Annotated in this window: 17 protein-coding genes and 1 other RNA gene; 4 read left to right on the top strand and 14 right to left on the bottom strand. The window is 51.5% G+C overall.

What is annotated here, in order from left to right; all coding sequences use genetic code 11:
* The first annotated feature begins 303 nt into the window (after positions 1–303).
* Positions 304–540 carry a major outer membrane lipoprotein gene (locus AB182_RS10415; protein WP_007374746.1) on the top strand — a complete coding sequence of 79 codons (237 nt, stop codon included), beginning with the start codon at positions 304–306 and terminating at the stop codon, positions 538–540.
* A gap of 65 nt (positions 541–605) precedes the next feature.
* On the opposite strand, the gene ldtE is transcribed toward AB182_RS10415, so the two are convergent.
* The 10 genes from ldtE to zinT form a co-directional block, all read right to left on the bottom strand.
* Positions 606–1,622 (bottom strand): L,D-transpeptidase LdtE, encoded by a 1,017-nt coding sequence (gene ldtE / locus AB182_RS10410; protein ID WP_047370015.1) that lies wholly within the window; start codon positions 1,620–1,622, stop codon positions 606–608.
* A 95-nt stretch (positions 1,623–1,717) separates the two neighbouring features.
* The gene (sufE, locus tag AB182_RS10405) at positions 1,718–2,134 is read right to left on the bottom strand and encodes a cysteine desulfuration protein SufE (protein ID WP_047370014.1); all 417 of its coding nucleotides are present in this window, start codon (positions 2,132–2,134) and stop codon (positions 1,718–1,720) included.
* Positions 2,135–2,147: 13 nt separating this feature from the next.
* Positions 2,148–3,368, bottom strand: a complete 1,221-nt coding sequence (gene sufS, locus AB182_RS10400) for a cysteine desulfurase SufS (RefSeq protein ID WP_047370013.1) — start codon at positions 3,366–3,368, stop codon at positions 2,148–2,150.
* A complete protein-coding gene (gene sufD, locus AB182_RS10395; RefSeq protein WP_047370012.1) occupies positions 3,365–4,636 on the bottom strand; it encodes a Fe-S cluster assembly protein SufD in 1,272 nt (423 codons plus the stop codon). Before sufD ends, sufS begins: the two co-directional genes overlap by 4 nt.
* On the bottom strand, positions 4,611–5,357 hold the full coding sequence (gene sufC / locus AB182_RS10390; RefSeq protein ID WP_047370011.1) for a Fe-S cluster assembly ATPase SufC: 747 nt from the start codon (positions 5,355–5,357) through the stop codon (positions 4,611–4,613). The genes sufD and sufC overlap by 26 nt, the downstream gene beginning before the upstream one ends.
* Before the next feature lie 16 nt (positions 5,358–5,373).
* Entirely contained in the window at positions 5,374–6,858 is a 1,485-nt protein-coding gene (gene sufB / locus AB182_RS10385) for a Fe-S cluster assembly protein SufB (RefSeq protein WP_047370010.1), read from the bottom strand.
* An 8-nt stretch (positions 6,859–6,866) separates the two neighbouring features.
* Positions 6,867–7,235, bottom strand: coding sequence for a Fe-S cluster assembly scaffold SufA (sufA, locus tag AB182_RS10380; protein ID WP_047370009.1), 369 nt, complete (start codon positions 7,233–7,235; stop codon positions 6,867–6,869).
* 354 nt (positions 7,236–7,589) lie between these two features.
* Positions 7,590–8,219 carry a histidine phosphatase family protein gene (locus AB182_RS10375; RefSeq protein WP_047370008.1) on the bottom strand — a complete coding sequence of 210 codons (630 nt, stop codon included), beginning with the start codon at positions 8,217–8,219 and terminating at the stop codon, positions 7,590–7,592.
* Positions 8,220–8,645: 426 nt separating this feature from the next.
* Positions 8,646–9,284: a leucine efflux protein LeuE gene (leuE, locus tag AB182_RS10370; RefSeq protein WP_047370007.1), complete on the bottom strand. Its 639-nt coding sequence runs from the start codon at positions 9,282–9,284 to the stop codon at positions 8,646–8,648.
* 115 nt (positions 9,285–9,399) lie between these two features.
* A complete protein-coding gene (gene zinT, locus AB182_RS10365; protein ID WP_047370006.1) occupies positions 9,400–10,050 on the bottom strand; it encodes a metal-binding protein ZinT in 651 nt (216 codons plus the stop codon).
* Positions 10,051–10,237: 187 nt separating this feature from the next.
* Here zinT and AB182_RS10360 point away from each other — a divergent pair, with 187 nt between their 5' ends.
* Positions 10,238–10,447 (top strand): hypothetical protein, encoded by a 210-nt coding sequence (locus AB182_RS10360; protein WP_047370005.1) that lies wholly within the window; start codon positions 10,238–10,240, stop codon positions 10,445–10,447.
* Between the two features lie 182 nt (positions 10,448–10,629).
* Here the strand turns inward: AB182_RS10360 and lpxP are convergent, their stop codons facing one another.
* From lpxP to ydiJ, 3 genes are all read right to left on the bottom strand, one after another.
* Positions 10,630–11,547, bottom strand: a complete 918-nt coding sequence (gene lpxP / locus AB182_RS10355) for a kdo(2)-lipid IV(A) palmitoleoyltransferase (RefSeq protein ID WP_047370004.1) — start codon at positions 11,545–11,547, stop codon at positions 10,630–10,632.
* A 209-nt stretch (positions 11,548–11,756) separates the two neighbouring features.
* The gene (menI, locus tag AB182_RS10350; protein WP_047370003.1) at positions 11,757–12,167 is read right to left on the bottom strand and encodes a 1,4-dihydroxy-2-naphthoyl-CoA hydrolase; all 411 of its coding nucleotides are present in this window, start codon (positions 12,165–12,167) and stop codon (positions 11,757–11,759) included.
* Positions 12,164–15,220 carry a D-2-hydroxyglutarate dehydrogenase YdiJ gene (ydiJ, locus tag AB182_RS10345; RefSeq protein ID WP_047370002.1) on the bottom strand — a complete coding sequence of 1,019 codons (3,057 nt, stop codon included), beginning with the start codon at positions 15,218–15,220 and terminating at the stop codon, positions 12,164–12,166. Before ydiJ ends, menI begins: the two co-directional genes overlap by 4 nt.
* A gap of 194 nt (positions 15,221–15,414) precedes the next feature.
* On the opposite strand from ydiJ, the gene ydiK reads away from it, so the two are divergent.
* Positions 15,415–16,527, top strand: a complete 1,113-nt coding sequence (gene ydiK, locus AB182_RS10340; RefSeq protein ID WP_047370001.1) for an AI-2E family transporter YdiK — start codon at positions 15,415–15,417, stop codon at positions 16,525–16,527.
* 174 nt (positions 16,528–16,701) lie between these two features.
* Positions 16,702–16,809, top strand: an RNA gene (rprA, locus tag AB182_RS30455) — antisense sRNA RprA.
* A gap of 693 nt (positions 16,810–17,502) precedes the next feature.
* Here the strand turns inward: rprA and AB182_RS10330 are convergent.
* A complete protein-coding gene (locus AB182_RS10330) occupies positions 17,503–17,718 on the bottom strand; it encodes a hypothetical protein (RefSeq protein WP_047369999.1) in 216 nt (71 codons plus the stop codon).
* Positions 17,719–17,862: the final 144 nt, after the last annotated feature.

The following is a 17,862-nucleotide window of genomic DNA, read 5'->3' as shown; positions in this document are numbered from 1 at the left end:
CCCGGACGAATATTCGTGTTTAAAAAAGCGCCTTCGGGCGCTTTTTTTATATATCAGAAATCGCCTCGAATAAAAAAGCAAATCGGATTTCACTATTTAAACTGCTTATTATCTAAGATGAATCCGATGGAAGCTTGCTGTTTTATCACACTTTTTTTAACGTTTTATTCAAAGTCGGTGTTTCTTTGAGCGAACGATCAAATTTAAGTGGATTCCCATCAAAAAAATATTCTCAACATAAAAAACTTTGTGTAATACTTGTAACGCTACATGGAGATTAACTCAATCTAGAGGGTATTTATAATGAATCGTACTAAACTGGTACTGGGCGCGGTAATCCTGGGTTCTACTCTGCTGGCTGGTTGCTCCAGCAACGCTAAAATCGATCAGCTGTCTTCTGACGTTCAGACTCTGAACGCTAAAGTTGACCAGCTGAGCAACGACGTGAACGCAATCCGTTCCGACGTTCAGGCTGCTAAAGACGACGCAGCTCGCGCTAACCAGCGTCTGGATAACCAGGCTCATTCTTACCGTAAGTAAGAGTACCTGTGATGAAATGGCGCACATTGTGCGCCATTTTTTTAACTGTGATTTACCTTCCCTGATTATTGCGTAACGGTCTTCCCGCCCTCCTCAGTATTCACTTCTGTATCAGCGCCGCGATTCTGCACTGATAGCACGCTCTGTGTTGTGACCTTTCCGCTCTGGTTGGCCGGTATTGCCACTGGATAACCCGCACGACGGTATAATGCCTTGTCAATCAGCGCCCTGTCGCCACCGCCTTGCTCAATAGTACTCGCCAGGCTCATTGAGAACGCGATGGGCAGCCGTTGAGTGTCCTCACCGACGTTTTGTGATAACGGCCTGTGTACCTCGATATAGTGGCGTCCATCTGGCTCCACAGCATATTTTACCGGCTCGTTAAGGATGGTTACCCGTGTACCGGTATTGACCTGCGAGAAGAGCGCCTGAATGTCTGCCGCATTCATCCGCATACACCCTGAACTCACACGCAGCCCTACGCTGTCAGGCGCGCTGGTACCATGTATGAGGTATTCGCCGTTTCCTATCCCCAAACGCAGCGCATAGCGTCCCAGAGGGTTATTTGGCCCTGCGGGTACCACAGGAGGCAATTCAATACCTTGCGCCAGAGAACGCGCACGGATGCCTGCGGTAGGTGTCCAGGTGGGATTGGGGATCTTCTGGCTAATACGGGTGGTTGTTACCGGTGTTTCAAGACCCTGTTGACCAATCCCCAGCGGGAAGACCTGAACGATGCCTTTACCTGGGGGATAATAGTAAAGCCGCAATTCGGCCAGATTAACGACAATCCCATCCCGTGGCGTATCCGGCAGCAGCATCTGTGACGGAATGGTCACGACCGTACCCGCTCTGGGTACCGGAGCGATAGTATTGTTGGCTTCAATAATCAGCATTGCCGCGGTGTCAAAATGCCGCGCAATGGCTTGCAGGTTTTTATCACTCTCCTGAACGGTATAGGTCTGGTTTTGACCGATAAGACGACTTCCGGCCGGCGGGAGCGGATAATCCACAGCCCAGGCCATCTGGATAGCGCTAAAAGCGCCAATAAGAGACAGTGTTATAGTAGACGCGCGTTTCATACTGAATGTCCTGTATCACGGCAAAGGCCGAAAGCTGAAAAACCAACGAGGCGCGCATGCACCTCGCGTAACAGGATGAAAGCTGTCTATTTAGTTTAGCTAATGTTGGCGGCTTTGGAACGGATTGCGCGAATCATTGCTTCAAGCCCCTGAGAACGGGAAGGCGTAAGGTGCTGAGTCAAAGACATCTTTTCAAACCACGGGCGCACATCGAACGCCACGATGTCCTGAGCAGTCATTTGTTGATAAAGAATGAACACGATGGCAATAAGCCCTTTAACGATGGCAGCATCGCTGTCGCCAGCCAGTTCTATCATGCCTTCATCATTACGGCGCATCACAATCCAGACCTGGCTCTGGCAGCCCTGAATAATGTTTTCCGGACTGTGCGCCTCGTCGCTAAGCGCTGGCAACCGCTGTCCCAGCTCAATGATGTACAGATACTTCTCTTCCCAGTTGGCGCAGCGCCCAAAATTGCGCAGCAGTTTGTCTCTGTCGGGTAAAACGGCCATGTTTGCCTCTCTGTTAACCCAGCAACTGATGAATACGTTTCAGGCCAGCCACCAGACGATCCACCTCTTCTTCCGTGTTGTACATTACCAGTGACGCACGACACATTGCCGGAACATGATAAAACGCCATCAATGGCATTGCGCAATGATGCCCTGTTCGCACGGCCACACCATAATTATCGAGGAAGCTTCCCACATCGTAGGCGTGATGTTTACCCAAATTAAAGGCAATCACCCCCAAACGCTCCTGAGGGCCATAAAGCGTTAAATCAGGCACATCCGCCAGCGCGTTCAGGGCATAACGCATCAACGTCTCTTCATACTGCGCAATCGCATCCAGCCCCAGTCCGCTGACGTAATCGATAGCCGCACCCAGCCCAATAATCCCTCCGGTATTCGGCGTGCCCGCTTCGAAGCGCCACGGCGCTTTGGCATAAGTGGTCCCTTCGGTAAGGCTCACGGTGGCAATCATTGCCCCCCCACCTTCCCACGGCGGCATAGCCTGCAGGATGTCTTCTTTAACATACAGCACGCCAATCCCCGTCGGCCCGTAGAGCTTATGACCGGAGAAGACATAGAAATCGCAATCCAGCGCCTGCACATCGACCGGGTGATGCATGATGGCCTGCGCGCCATCAATAAGCACTTTCGCGCCATGTTGATGCGCCAGGGCAATAATGTCCGCTACCGGATTTTCCGTTCCCAGCACATTGGAAACGTGAGTAATTGCCAGTAAGCGCGTGCGCGCATCAAACAAACCGGGCAGCGCCTCAAGCTGTAATGTCCCGTCGATATTAATCGGTATGACACGCAATTCGGCACCAACGCGCTCACACAGCATCTGCCAGGGCACGATATTCGCGTGATGCTCCATGGCGCTGATGATGATGTTGTCACCGGCATGTACCTGACTGGCGCCCCAACTATTAGCCACCAGATTGATGCCTTCGGTGGTGCCGCGCACGAAAACCAGTTCTTCCGGCAACCGGGCGTTCAGAAAACCGGCGACCTGCGTGCGAACCAGTTCCATGCGCTGCGTGGCTTCAGCACTCAGGGTATGGATCCCCCGGTGCACCGCCGCATAACCGTGGCGAAAAAACTCCGCCTCGGCATCAATAACCTGATTGGGTTTTTGCGCGCTGGCGGCGCTGTCCAGATACGCCAGCGGTACCCCGTTAACTTCACGCGTCAGTATCGGAAAATCGGCGCGTACGTTATGAACGGAAAAACTCATGCTAAGCCTCCCGCAAGGCGTTCGCCAATGCGCGCCATCACCTGCTGCCTGAGCGCTTCGTCGCTGATAGCTTCGGTGAGCTCAGCGGCGAACGCGTAAATGATCATCTTTTGCGCCGCCTGCTGATCAATGCCACGCGAACGCAGATAAAACAATTGTTCGTCGTCAATACGCCCGACCGTTGCGCCGTGGCTACATTTCACGTCATCAGCATAGATTTCCAGTTGCGGTTTGGTATCCACCTCCGCCAGTCGTCCCAGCAACAAATTATTGTTGGTCATCTGTCCGTCAGTTTTGATGGCGTGTTGCGCAACATTGATCAGGCCATTGAATACCGCACGGCCTTTATCACTCACGATCGTTTTGTGTAACTGCCGACTGTTGCAATAGCCTTTATTATGCTCAAGCCAGGTCCGGGTATCACACACTTCTGATTTCACTGGCATCGCCAGGCTGTTCATGCGCAGGGTGGTATTTTCACCGTTGAGTTGAGTACTGGTATTGTGGCGCAACACGGCACTGCCCAGCAGGAAGCTATGGCTGTACGCTGCGGCATCGGCGCCAAGGCGTATGTCATTGTGGGCGAAGTGGTAACTTTCCGGGTTTTCAAACGCCAGTTTGACATGGTGCAACCGGGCGTTCGCCGCCACGTCCATGGTCAGCCGCGCGCCGGTGAAATGGCGATGGGCATTCAGGCTGACATAGTGTTCGTAAAGGGTCGCTTCGGCCCCTTCGGCCAGCGAGATGTGGTGGCGATAATGAGCCGTGTTCATCCCGGCTCCGGCCAGCCCCTGGGTGATATGCATCAGCAGCAGCGGTTTGGTCGCCCGCTGATTACGTCCGACGCTGATGTGAGTAATGCTTTGCGCCAGGCTTTCGGTTAAGTGTAAAAACACCTCCGGCTGTACCGGGGCCTGCAAAGGCTGCCGGTCGTCGTTAATGGTCACGGTGAAACCAGAACCGGCAATATCGTCGCTGAGCGATGCATTGTAATAGCCATCCACAAATACCAGGCGTAGCGCATCGACCGGCAATGCGAGCGCATCACACTCTTGTGCGCTCAATGCGCCCGCCGTGGTAACAAACTGGCTATTTAACAAACCATCGAGCGGCGTGTATTTCCAGTTTTCGTGCTTGCGCGTCGGCAGACCTAAACGCAGCATTTGTTGCAGATGCTGCTGCGCCTGCTCTGAGCGTGCCCCGCCTTGTTGTTCAAACAGATGATGCCACTGTTGCAGCGCGTTACTGCTGTTCTGTAAGCCAGCCATAACCTTGCTCCTCCAGTTGCTTAACCAGCGTGAAATCACCGGATTTCACAATGCGCCCCTGATACAGCACGTGGACATAGTCAGGTTTGATGTAATCCAGGATCCGCTGATAGTGCGTCACAATGATGAAAGAACGCTTATCGTCGCGCAGCGCGTTAACGCCGTCGGCAACGATTTTGAGCGCGTCAATATCAAGCCCTGAGTCAGTTTCATCCAGGATACATAAATCAGGTTCCAGCACGGCCATTTGCAGGATGTCGTTACGCTTCTTCTCGCCACCGGAGAAGCCCACGTTAACCGAGCGGGTCAGCAGGTCTTCCGGCATCTTCAGTAGCTTGATTTTGTCTTCCATCAGGTCCTGAAAATCAAAGCGGTCCAGTTCGTCCTGCTCACGGTATTTGCGCACGGCGTTGAGTGCCGTTTGCAGGAAAAATTGATTACTGACCCCGGGAATTTCAACCGGATACTGGAAGGCCATAAACACCCCTTCCCCGGCTCTGTCTTCCGGAGAAAGTTCCAGCAAATCTTTACCTTTGTACTCGACGCTTCCGCCGGTGACTTCATAATCTTCACGTCCTGCCAGCGTTGCAGATAGCGTACTTTTACCGGAGCCGTTGGGCCCCATAATCGCGTGCACTTCCCCCGGACGCACATCCAGGCTCAGGCCACGCAGAATCTCTTTATCTTCAACGCTTACCTGCAGGTCTTTAATACGTAACATGTTTATTCCTTCATTCTTAACCGACGCTGTGTTCAAGACTAATAGCCAGCAATTTTTGTGCTTCAACGGCAAACTCCAGCGGCAACTCGGAGAACACGTCTTTACAGAATCCATTAACAATCATTGAAATGGCGTCATCTTCGCTGATACCGCGTTGCAGGCAGTAGAACAACTGATCCTCCCCAATGCGTGAAGTCGTGGCTTCATGCTCCAGCTGCGCACTGTTATTGCGGCACTCCACATAGGGGAAGGTATGCGCCCCACAATCCGGGCCTATCAGCATGGAGTCGCATTGGGTGAAATTACGCGCGTTGGTGGCGCTCGGCATGATTTTCACCAGCCCGCGATAGCTGTTCTGGCTGTGCCCGGCCGAGATCCCTTTCGAGATAATGGTCGATTTTGTGTTTTTGCCGATGTGAATCATTTTGGTGCCGGTATCTGCCTGCTGATGCCCGCTGGTCAGTGCCACGGAGAAGAACTCACCGATGGAGTTATCGCCGCGCAGGATGCAACTGGGGTATTTCCAGGTGATAGCTGAACCCGTCTCCGACTGCGTCCAGGACATTTTACTGTTCTCGCCTTCGCACAGCGCACGCTTGGTCACGAAGTTGAGGATCCCGCCGGTATTGTTATCCCCGGGGAACCAGTTCTGCACGGTAGAGTATTTTACTTCTGCATCTTTATGGATGATGACTTCCACCACGGCAGCATGAAGCTGGTAGCTGTCGCGTACTGGCGCGGAGCAACCTTCGATATAGCTAACGTAGCTGCCTTCATCCGCTATCAGAATGGTGCGTTCGAATTGCCCGGTTTTTTCGGCATTGATGCGAAAATAGGTCGACAACTCCATCGGGCAACGCACCCCTTTCGGGATGTAGATAAACGTACCGTCAGAGGCGACAGCCGCATTCAACGCCGCAAAGAAGTTGTCGTTGGAGGGTACGACGGTACCCAGGTATTTTTTCACCAGTTCCGGATGGTCGTGAATGGCCTCGCCAAACGAGCAAAAAATAATCCCCTGTTCGGAAAGTTTTTCCCGGTAGGTGGTGGCCACAGATACGGAGTCAAAAATGGCGTCGACCGCCACTTCACGCCCTTCACGGACCGGCACGCCAAGTTGATTGAATGCTGCTTCCACTTCATCAGTCAGAAACGCATTCGCGCCAGTTTGCTGTACCGCCCCCGGTTGCGAGGCACAAGTATCATCACAGCTTCCGCAGGATGGCGCGGAGTAATAGCTATAGTCCTGATAATCGAGTTTCGCATAATGGGCTTTCAGCCAGTGAGGCTCTTCCATCTCAAGCCAGGCGCGAAACGCGCTCAGGCGAAATTCCAGCATCCATTCCGGCTCGTTACGTTTAGCGGAAATCGCCCGCACAACATCCTCATTAATGCCTTTCGCCAGTTCGTCAGTGGTTAACCGGGTAAAAAAGCCCTCTTTATAGTTGAGGTTTCCGGTCCAGGTTTTGACATCGTCTGTTGCTTCAGTATTACGAGACATAGTACCGCCTATACCCCAAAGCTTTCGCCACAGCCACATTCGTTCTGGGCTTTCGGGTTATGAAATTTGAATAACTGGTTTAATCCTTCGCGCACATAGTCCACTTCGGTGCCATCAATAAATGGCATCGCGCCGAGCGGCACGTACAATCTTGCGCCATCATTTTCAAAAAGCAGGTCGTCTTTATCCGGTTGCGTGACGGTATCCAGCACATAGCCAAAACCTGCACAGCCGGTTTGTTTAATCCCCAGCCGTACCCCCAACAGATCGGGTTGCTTACGGGTTAATGCGCGAATGTGTTCTGCAGCGGCAGGCGTCATCGTTAGCCCGCGCCAGGCAAAGTCAGCCGGGTCGAACGTCTCTGATTGCGATTCCATAGGTCTACCTCACGTCATAAATCCTGAAAGACATAACACTATGTTAGTGATAATGATTATCACTTCAACCTCTATTCCGAAGGGTTATTCGTGTCCTGCCCGTTTTTTAAGCACATGGTATAAGCATAGACTCTATGCGAAGGCTTTACAGAGAAGTGAAAGATTGTTTAATGATTTGATAAATAATAGCTATTTTCGCCAGCGAGTATGGCGCGCCTGCGTCAGGAAAAGATGTATAGGTAATACCTATTTTTGAGATAGGGAGCAAAAAGAGGCATTCCGTAAATTTTTCCTGATATCAAAAAGTTAACTTCATCACAAAACGGAATATCAAGAAGATACGTAACACTCGGTCTACAGCGAATCGAACCCAGGTGGCGTCCGTCGGGAAAAGAGATGGGTCGACATTCCCCATTTTTCTACCGCGAGCCCTTTTTCCGTACAGGCGAGAATAGAATACGCGCCATTCAAATGCGCATATCGGTCAAAATTTTCGGGATTATTATCAATCAGCGTACTGATAACCGACTGGATAACGTGCCCGTGGGAAACGACGCACACATTGCCCTCGAAAACCGACAAACCGGACAGTGCGGTCAGGACTCTTCGGGTAGCCTCCTCTGGCGACTCTCCATTTTGCGGTCTGATACCCGGAGTGCCGGAAAGAACCATCGCAGCGTGCGTACGCTCTTTTTCTGTTAATTCGTCAATACGTTTCCCTTCTAAATCGCCGAAATGACGTTCAACAAAGGCAGGATCGAGTTGAAGCGGGCTATCGAGCCAGGACGCGATTTGCCCGGCAGCGGTTACCGATCTTCCCAAAGGCGAAGCAACGACAAGGCCAATAGATTTGTCTGTCAGATCCCGACACAGTGCAGTGATCTGTCTGGTGCCTTGCCCGGTAACCGGGCTGTCCAGATGCCCCTGAATTCTGTTTTCAACATTCCAGACGGTTTCACCATGCCGGACCAGATAAATTTTCATCACACACACCGCATAAGAGTTATGTTCAGGTAGACGACACCGTTATTTCATCAATACTCGCAGTAAATACATCACTATGTCCATCACCCGCACAGACAAAACAAGACACTGTTATGCCTGTCTTTCATACGCGAAATGAATGCATTGTACAGGTCTTATAATGGTAAAATGTATCAACAGTGTCTCTACCCAAAGTGGCCGTCATTATGCGTTGGTTCCTGGGCATTCTTGCCGTTGTCATCATCCTCGCTGTCCTCGTTATCCGCTCCCGATTAAAAGATACTGATGACGATTATTAACCTTGCCGTCGCATCAGAAAAAGTGGGTTCGAAGAAAAAAGGCGCGGGAGTGTGTCTGGATATTGCAGGCTAAGTGTAGCGACTCAACGTTGCGATAAGGCCCGTTAAACACAGGCCTCAGCGCTATTCAGGATTGCAGCGTTGCCAGTCGGGCGGCAAAACCGACAAAAATAAGACCAATGAGAGAGTTACCGAGTTTTGCGAGGCGTTTTTTCGTTTTCACAAACTGTGTCACATAGGACCCGGATATGATCAGGAAACTGAAATAACAGACGCTTATTAATTCCAGCGTACTGGCCAGAATAAAGAACGCCATTCCTGTATTGGTATAATGAACGTCGATAAACTGCACGAAAAACGACACGTAAAACAGAATCGCTTTCGGATTGGTAAGACTCAATACCAGCGAACGTTTGAAAATATCGCCCCTGTGCTCCTCATGCTCATTCACGCTTTTACCCTTACGAAAAAACGTACTGTAGAGCATTTTTACACCCAACCAGAGCAGATAAAACGCACCAAGATAGCGGACGAGATTGAACAATACCGGCGTTGTTTTGATAAGTGTCGCCACCCCCATATAGGCCAGAAACATCAATACCGCATCACCGATAAATACGCCCGCCGCAGCGACATAGCCATTTTTCAACCCACCTGCCACGCTGGTTTTAAGCACAAAGAATGTATTGGGGCCAGGTACTAAGATAATGAAAATCGCCCCGATGAAATAGGACCAGAAACTGATAACACCATATTCGGCAAACACATTGCCTCCTGCAAATACCGTTAAACCGATGAGCGGCATATGCTACAAGAGCTGGCAGCGAAACTAAAGCGCAGGGAGGCACAAAAGGCCCGCAGAAGCGGGCGCAGATATTCAATTAGTGGTGAAGCATCTCATCAACAATCTGATCTTTTTTAAGCTGATAAGGATAATAGGTTGGCCAGTTGTCCATCTCTGCCAGCAGCGCCTCCTGAGAGGCATTCCCCATAAAGATATGGAAATGTGCGGAGGTACGCGGGGCGATGATGTGGTCGCTGAATTGCACATATCGTGGCGCCTTACTGCTGGCATCTTTACATTCAAACAGGTATCGCACCCCCTTCTTACCGGAAGAATAGGTAAGAATTTTATGCCCGGCGTAATCATATTTACAGGCACTGACCTTGTCGCCGATGTGGAATTCGATCACACCCTTTTCAATACCGATCGTATCAATATCGGTGGCATATCCCTTTCGGTAGTAAGCTTTAATTTCATCGAACGATTTACTCTTTTCTTTTTCTGCTTTTTCCCGCAATACCGGGTCCAGATCGCCGTTTTGCAGGTAAGGATAAAGAGACTGCCACATACCGTCCCAGTCGCTCAGCTTCCTGTCCTTGACATCGCTGTCGTTAAATTCGCCGTTCGCCGCTTTCTTCTCTATGTCGCTTAGCGGCTTTCCGTGCGAATGATGGCCATGAGAAAATGCGCTTGCACTCACGAGAAGAGTTCCCAGAACTACCGTTGTTTTTGCAAAATGACTGACCAAAATCCGTCCCTCGGTTTACGAAAAGAAATAATGTTATGTTATAATATAACATTATTCAAGATGTAAAATTTCCCGGTGAACGTTACGTGCTCCCCCCTGCTTAACGGATGCAAATTTCGCCATTGCCTGCTATAAACCAATGGTCAGGTTTTAACCATTTCGCCATCATTTCTGAGGTTTTTATATCATGTCGATAGCCAAAGCACACAGCTTAAAGCAAGTTTATCAGATGCTTAACTCAGGGAAATACAGTGAAATCGAACTGGCGTTCGATGTAGACGCAGACGCGTTTTTCCAGCTCTCAACCGAATACTGTGATGATGGTGCGAAAATTACCCGCCATGAAAATCACTTCGTCATCAAGCTTAAAGGGCTGGCGATCCCGGCGCTCGATTAATACGCCCCTGAGGCGAAATCGCTGACGTCTGGTGAAGGTGCATTCCACTGCCGCGTAAACAACGTCGACAGGTCTACAGGTCGTAGACATGGTTTGATTTGGCCTATCGTCAGGAGAAAAGCCTGACGTTGCCTTTCTTGCGGGCTGGTATCCGGTCGGCTGAGCGCCGACCGGGATAATCATTACAGGTACAGCGATGCTTCTCCCGGCGGACGCGTTTTGAAGCGACGATGGATCCACAGATACTGTTCCGGCGCGCGCAGAATCTCACGCTCAATGACTTTATTGATATAACTGGCGGCCTCGTGCTCATCTTTCGCCGGGTAGTCGGTCATCGCCTTACCGATATGCAGCGAATAACCTGAGCGATCCGCTTTACGTACCATGGTAACCGTCAGCATTGAAGCCCCGGAAAGGCGGGATAAGACATAAGTACCGTTGGTGGTTGCCGCATTCTCGACAGAGAAAAATGGCGCAAAGGTGCTGCCTTTACTGCCGTAATCCTGATCGGGGGCAAACCAGACGGCCTCGCCTTTTTTCAGCTCGCTCACCAGTCCTTTCAGATTACGTCTGTCGATCATTGATTTATTGGAACGCATCCGGCCTCGCGTCTGCACCCACTCCATCAATTCACTGTTATGCTGACGGTATGTCGCCATCATCGGCTGACATAACCCCATTACGCGGCCGCCGAGCTCCAGCGACATAAAATGGACACCGACGACCATTACGCCGCGTTGGCTCGCCTGCGCGGTAACAAGATTCTGGTAGCCTTCAACATCGAACCAGCGGCGCACACGGCTATCAGGCCAGAACCAGGCCATACCCGTTTCAAACAGTGCCATGCCGAGCGACATGAAGTTTTTCTCAATCATCGCTTCGCGAAGTTCGTCGTCCATATTGGGGAAGCAAAGTTCCAGATTGCGGCGGGCAATACGTTCGCGACGCTTAAGAAAAGGACGGGCGAGTTTCCCGAGCGTTTCCCCAAGCTGAGAGAGAAGAGGATAAGGCAGTTGAACGAGCAGCCAGAGCAGGCCAAGCCCGGCCCATGTGCCCCAGTGACGCGGGTGTAAAAACGCCCTTTTAAACGGTGAGTGCATTGTTGTTACCTGTAAGCCTGTAGGGAGTAGCGCTTAAGGAAACAACGAATCACTTCATTAGGTCTTTATGCGTTACAGCGTCTGGCTTCGATGACCATCGAAGCGGTTTTCAAACGCGCCCAATATAGCACGAATGGATAAGTCTGAATGTGAAAATGAATGAAGAAAATATGAATTTTTGCGACAGGTTTCCCTGTCGCAAATTTATTTCAGATGACTGCAGTCGTGAGGCGCGATGAGCAGCATAATTTATCCTGCTCATCGTAAATATCGATTTGCCATACCTGATGGCGACTGCCGGTATGCAGTGCGCGACAGACACCGCGCACACGCCCGCTACGTGCAGAACGGATATGGTTGGCATTCACCTCCACACCCACCACTTTGCGCTCCCCTTCGGTACATAAATACCCGGCGACGGAACCGAGCGATTCCGCCAGCACCACGGAGGCTCCGCCATGCAGCAAACCAAACGGCTGATGTGTACGGCTATCAACCGGCATTGTCGCTTCCAGCGCATCGTCATGAATTGCAATAAAGCGAATATCCAGCAGACCCAGCATATTCCCCTCGCCCATCGCATTGAGCACGTCAAGGGTCACCTCACGTTTCCAGATCATCCCATAATCTCCAGTAGCGCCTGTAGCGGGTGGCGCACGCCATTTCCTTCCACGCGTTTCACCTGGCTGCGGCAAGAGTAACCTGTCGCCAGACAGCGGCTACGCGGTAGACGTTGCAGCGCCTGATGCCAGGACAGCTCGTAAATCCCCAACGAGTTAGCGTGGTTCTTGACTTCATGTCCATAAGTTCCTGCCATACCGCAGCAACCTACGCTGACATTTTCCAGTTTCGCGCCCAGACGGGCAAAAATGGATGTCCATTGCGAAACAGAAGCAGGTAACGCAGTCACCTCAGTACAGTGACCAAAAAGATACCAGGGTTCACCACTGATAGCGCGATTCTCACGCCCTTCCAGTGCCGCAGGCAACCATTCATGAACTAACATGACATGAAAATCGCCGCGCTTCTCGCCGAGCGTCTGCTTGTATTCATCACGGTAGCAGAGCACCAGCGCCGGGTCGACGCCCACCATCGGCATTCCGAGTTGCGCAACACGGTTAAGGAAATCCGACGTTTTTTGCGCTGTTTTCGCAAAACGTTGCAGGAAGCCTTTGATATGCTGCGCTTTGCCATTAGGCGAAAAGGGCAGCACAACGGGCTGGTAGCCCAGTTTTTCAACCAGGCGAACGAAATCCGCCACCACTTGCGCATCGTAGTAACTGGTGAACGGATCCTGCACCACCAGCACCGTGGTGGCTTTCTGCGCATCGCTCAGCGTTTCAAGCTGCTCCAGCGTCAGGTTCGCCGAACGGTGCCCCATCATCTGTCGCTGTAAAGAGGGAACAGACAATAGCGGCAGATCCACCATGCCGATATGTTTTTGCGAAAGCGAACGCACCCACGGCTGGCTCATAAAGAAATTGAACGTTTTTGGCGCACGTGCCATCAGCGGTGCGTAGCTTTCCACGGTCGCGACCAGATGATCGCGCATCGGACGCAGGTAACGCGTGTGGTAAAGCTGCAGAAAGCGCGAGCGGAATTCCGGCACATCTATCTTAATCGGACACTGAGTCGAGCAGGCTTTACAGGCCAGACACCCCGACATGGCCTCTTTCACTTCATGTGAAAAATCATACTCGCCGTGACGCGCGTGCCAACTGTTGCGGGTACGCTCAATGAGCGAACGCAGGCTGGCACGCTTTTCCGGCATCTCTTTTTCCAGCTTCACCGGGTCGATACCGCGATCGGCCAGCAGACGCAGCCACTCACGGACCAGCGTGGCGCGGCCTTTCGGCGAATGAATACGATCTCCGGAAATTTTCATCGACGGGCACATGGGACTTTTGGCATCAAAGTTAAAGCACAGACCGTTGCCATTGCACTCCATCGCGCCGCGCCAGGAGGAACGCACAGCAATCGGAATTTGTCGGTCGAAGCTGCCACGTTTGACGTCATCCACCTGCTTCATCGGCGCATCTATCCCCTCAGGCGGACAGATTTTACCTGGGTTGAGGCGGTTTGCCGGATCAAACGCGGCTTTCACTTTGCGCAGCTCCGCATACAGTTCCGCGCCAAAGAACGCCGGACTGTATTCGGCACGGAAACCTTTACCGTGCTCACCCCAAAGTAAGCCACCGTATTTCGCCGTCAATGCCACCACGTCATCGGAGATTTTCTTCATCAAAACCTCCTGCTGCGGGTCGCACATGTCGAGCGCCGGACGCACGTGCAGTACGCCCGCGTCCACATGACCAAACATGCCGTAGCTCAACCCATGGCTGTCAAGCAGTGCGCGAAACTCGACAATATAATCTGCAAGGTGTTCCGGCGGCACGCAGGTATCTTCGGCAAAGGGAATCGGTTTTGCCGCCCCTTTTGCATTACCCAGCAGGCCGACGGCTTTTTTACGCATCGCGTAGATACGCTCAATGCCGGTCAGATCATTGCAAATTTGCCAGCCGATCACCCCACCAGCCCCTTCTGCCATCAGCGCATCAAGGCGGGCGCAAAGAGAAGTGACCTGCTCAGCGATCAATGCTTCGTCATCGCCGGCGAATTCAACGATATTCAGACCCAGCATGGTCTTATCCGGCACATCGGTGATGAGTTCGTTTACGGAGTGCCAGATAATATCTTCACGTGCCAGATTGAGAACTTTTGAATCCACCGTTTCGACCGACAGCGCGCGCGCTTCCACCATAAACGGCGCATTACGTAGCGCAGAGTCGAATGAATCATATTTCACATTCACCAGGCGACGCACTTTCGGCAGACGGGTAATATCCAGCCGCGCTTCGGTGATGAATGCCAGCGTTCCCTCAGACCCGGTCAACACGCGGGTCAGGTCAAACTCGGTCATCTCATCATTGAAGACATGGCGCAAGTCATAACCCGTGAGGAAACGGTTTAGTTTAGGGAATTTGTCGATAATCAGTTGACGGTTATCCCGACAACGCTCATACACGGTGCGGTAGATGCGCCCCACCGCCGTATTCGCTTTCCCAAGCGTCTGCGCCAGTTCGACGGGCACCGGCTGAGTGTCAAGAATATCGCCGCCGAGCAACACGGCCCGTACGCCCAGCACATGGTCGGACGTTTTTCCGTAGACCAGTGACCCCTGACCGGAAGCGTCGGTATTGATCATGCCACCGAGCGTTGCGCGGTTACTGGTGGACAGCTCCGGCGCAAAGAAATAGCCGTACGGTTTAAGAAACTGGTTGAGTTGATCTTTAATGACCCCCGCCTCAACCCGCACCCATCCTTCCTCAGGATTAATTTCCATAATGCGGTTCATATAACGGGACATATCAACGATGATGCCCTGGTTCAGCGCCTGGCCGTTTGTGCCGGTGCCGCCACCTCGCGGTGTGAAGACCAGCGACTGAAAACGCGTTTCCGCCGCGAGGCGCGAAATTAAGGCGACATCAGAGGTGGAACGGGGAAAGACGACTGCATCGGGTAGCAATTGGTAGATACTGTTGTCGGTCGCCATGGTCAGCCTGTCGGCATAACTTGTGGCGGTATCGCCGGTAAAACCTTGTTGCTCCAGTGCCTGTAAAAAATTCAGCACCAGTTGAACGACACCTGGTGCCTGAGAAATCTGTGGGATCATTACTCTTGACCCTGCCTGACTGTTAGTAGTTGTGAATAGTTAATCGTTTGCTTGCAGCATCCATCGTTGTATCACATTTTTTTCTTATACGCCCACCAGAATTACGGGCAGAATCAGACTGTCAAAAATCGCTGAAATCATTAATCATTATCGTTACTGATTCCGCATCCTCCTATTAAAGGTGATTACGTTTTATGGCCTTTCAATCGCAGTCCAGGGATGTACCGCAGGTGATGCTGTCGGTACTGTTTTTAGCCCTTATGATCATCGCCTGTTTGTGGATCGTTCAGCCTTTTATTCTTGGTTTCGCCTGGGCTGGTACCGTGGTCATCGCCACCTGGCCGGTACTTTTGCGCGTTCAACGGGTACTGTTTGGCCGCCGCTCACTGGCGGTCATCGTGATGACGTTATTGTTGATTCTGTTATTTATTCTTCCGGTAGCGCTGCTGGTTAATAGCCTCGTGGATAACAGTGGCCCGGTCATTCAGGCCATTACGTCGGGTGAAATGACGCCACCGACCCTGGAGTGGCTCCATAGCATTCCGCTGATTGGAGACAAGTTATACAGCGGCTGGCATAACCTCCTGGATATGGGCGGCAGCGCGATACTTGCTAAAGTCCGCCCTTATGTCGGCACGACCACCACATGGTTTGTCGGTCAGGCTGCGCATATTGGACGCTTTATGCTGCACTGTGCCCTGATGCTGCTGTTTAGCGCACTGCTGTACTGGCGCGGTGAGCAAGTTGCACAGGGGATTCGCCATTTTGCCTATCGTCTGGCGGCCAAACGCGGCGATGCCGCCGTTCTGTTGGCTGGCCAGGCCATCCGCGCCGTGGCGCTCGGCGTGGTCGTCACGGCGCTGGTGCAGGCGGTTCTGGGAGGGATTGGCCTGGCGGTAACGGGTGTGCCATACGCCACGTTATTCACAGTCATTATGTTAATGACATGCCTGGTACAACTGGGGCCACTGGTCGTGCTGGTGCCTGCAATTATCTGGCTCTACTGGAGTGGCGACTCGACCTGGGGCACGGTATTGCTGGTCTGGAGCTGCGTCGTTGGTACGCTGGACAACTTTATCCGTCCAATGCTGATTCGTATGGGAGCCGACTTGCCGATGATTCTGATTCTTTCCGGGGTTATTGGCGGTCTGGTAGCCTTCGGAATGATCGGATTGTTTATCGGTCCGGTATTACTGGCCGTTTCATGGCGACTCTTTTCCGCCTGGGTTAATGAAGCCCCGATGCCCGGGCCCGAAGAAAATGATGCGCTGGAAGATAAACAGAGCGCTGAGGATACCCGTATCTGATATGCCCGTGAATATGATTATGAAGCATTGCTAATCATTTATTTACTCTCCCTCCCGTGCGCAAGCCTCCTGACAAAAGGTTTGCGCCGTTTCCTCCGCAAAATCTTAACCACCGTTTAACTAATGAGACGAATCTGATCGACGCTAAAATCCCGGATAGCCTACTATAAGGTCACGGTTATAAATCAACACCTTGATTTATAAGCATGGAAATCCCCTGAGTGAAACAACGAATTGCTGTGTGTAGTCTTTGCCCATCTCCCACGATGGGCTTTTTTTTACCCATCAAACAGGCTAATGGGGGGGAAGGCGTCAGCGATGCGGTTAACCGCCTGTCGTACCTCACCGGGGAGTATCCTGAATTGCCCATACGGCAAACAATAAAAAGCCGCCAGTGATAAGCCATCTCATACATTCGCTCCTGTCATGACCGCACAGTCTACGACAGGGTTAGTGAAGTCAAAATACATGATGTTCTCCTTTACTGTCCTGGATAGCGATGTTGTCTGTCTTATCGTCATATTTAAAAGGGTAAATTCAACGGCATCCGCTGTGCTGTCCTGACTGTCGAAGACCTTCATGCCTTTTATCGTCGAACTGTTTTTCCTTCACGGCTATATCCAGCGTGACATGGGCTAACTCAGCATCGGTATAATCATATTTAATTACTTGCACAGCGTTAATACAGATAATGGACTGCTTCGCTCCCTATTCACTGGACTTGCTAAAACCGCGCAAGAATAAACACAGGAAGTTAACAATAATAACAATCGCATCATAGATTCACGTTAATATCTGCCAGCGTCGAACCACATTGGGACATAAAAGTATTATATGCATCTTCGGTGTGTATTCTGAGGGCCTTTTCTCCCGCATCGCATAACTGCGCCAGCGTATTTTCACAGTAACGATATTCGTGGCTAAGCTCTCTCAGACGTGCGACGACAGCGCTCAGGGTATCCGTTTGATAGAAGTTCATTTTACGCCGTCCGTGTTGTTAAAATGCGCGCCGTTGCCGGTAACAGCGCAGGCTCCGTTATCCAGTACCGCGCCTATGGGCAGATAATCAAAGGCCAGATGCGCGGTACTGACATCCTGCCCGTCACACGCCTTAATATGTTCGTTATATGATGCGCAGCCATTAAGCGCCATGCAAGACAGTACGGTGATAATCAGCAAAAAACGTTTCATAGAATATACCTTAATTGAGAGGAGATAATCCGGATGAGCGAATATGAGACTTCTTACCCACCACGATAGAAATAACCTGACAGAGTTCTCTGGTTAATCGCACGCAAAAGCCGCCTCAGCCATTAACAAACGGCCTGTCGTTAT

Source organism: Phytobacter ursingii, from assembly GCF_001022135.1.
Taxonomy (GTDB): domain Bacteria; phylum Pseudomonadota; class Gammaproteobacteria; order Enterobacterales; family Enterobacteriaceae; genus Phytobacter; species Phytobacter ursingii.
This window is presented reverse-complemented; position numbering and strand designations above follow the sequence as displayed.

Excerpts from the sequence above, each read along its gene's own strand:
- AB182_RS10415 (WP_007374746.1), top strand. The coding sequence starts at position 304 with ATGAATCGTACTAAACTGGTACTGGGCGCGGTAATCCTGGGTTCTACT.
- ldtE (WP_047370015.1), bottom strand. The coding sequence starts at position 1,622 with ATGAAACGCGCGTCTACTATAACACTGTCTCTTATTGGCGCTTTTAGC.
- sufE (WP_047370014.1), bottom strand. The coding sequence starts at position 2,134 with ATGGCCGTTTTACCCGACAGAGACAAACTGCTGCGCAATTTTGGGCGC.
- sufS (WP_047370013.1), bottom strand. The coding sequence starts at position 3,368 with ATGAGTTTTTCCGTTCATAACGTACGCGCCGATTTTCCGATACTGACG.
- sufD (WP_047370012.1), bottom strand. The coding sequence starts at position 4,636 with ATGGCTGGCTTACAGAACAGCAGTAACGCGCTGCAACAGTGGCATCAT.
- sufC (WP_047370011.1), bottom strand. The coding sequence starts at position 5,357 with ATGTTACGTATTAAAGACCTGCAGGTAAGCGTTGAAGATAAAGAGATT.
- sufB (WP_047370010.1), bottom strand. The coding sequence starts at position 6,858 with ATGTCTCGTAATACTGAAGCAACAGACGATGTCAAAACCTGGACCGGA.
- sufA (WP_047370009.1), bottom strand. The coding sequence starts at position 7,235 with ATGGAATCGCAATCAGAGACGTTCGACCCGGCTGACTTTGCCTGGCGC.
- AB182_RS10375 (WP_047370008.1), bottom strand. The coding sequence starts at position 8,219 with ATGAAAATTTATCTGGTCCGGCATGGTGAAACCGTCTGGAATGTTGAA.
- AB182_RS10360 (WP_047370005.1), top strand. The coding sequence starts at position 10,238 with ATGTCGATAGCCAAAGCACACAGCTTAAAGCAAGTTTATCAGATGCTT.
- lpxP (WP_047370004.1), bottom strand. The coding sequence starts at position 11,547 with ATGCACTCACCGTTTAAAAGGGCGTTTTTACACCCGCGTCACTGGGGC.
- menI (WP_047370003.1), bottom strand. The coding sequence starts at position 12,167 with ATGATCTGGAAACGTGAGGTGACCCTTGACGTGCTCAATGCGATGGGC.
- ydiJ (WP_047370002.1), bottom strand. The coding sequence starts at position 15,220 with ATGATCCCACAGATTTCTCAGGCACCAGGTGTCGTTCAACTGGTGCTG.
- ydiK (WP_047370001.1), top strand. The coding sequence starts at position 15,415 with ATGGCCTTTCAATCGCAGTCCAGGGATGTACCGCAGGTGATGCTGTCG.
- AB182_RS10330 (WP_047369999.1), bottom strand. The coding sequence starts at position 17,718 with ATGAAACGTTTTTTGCTGATTATCACCGTACTGTCTTGCATGGCGCTT.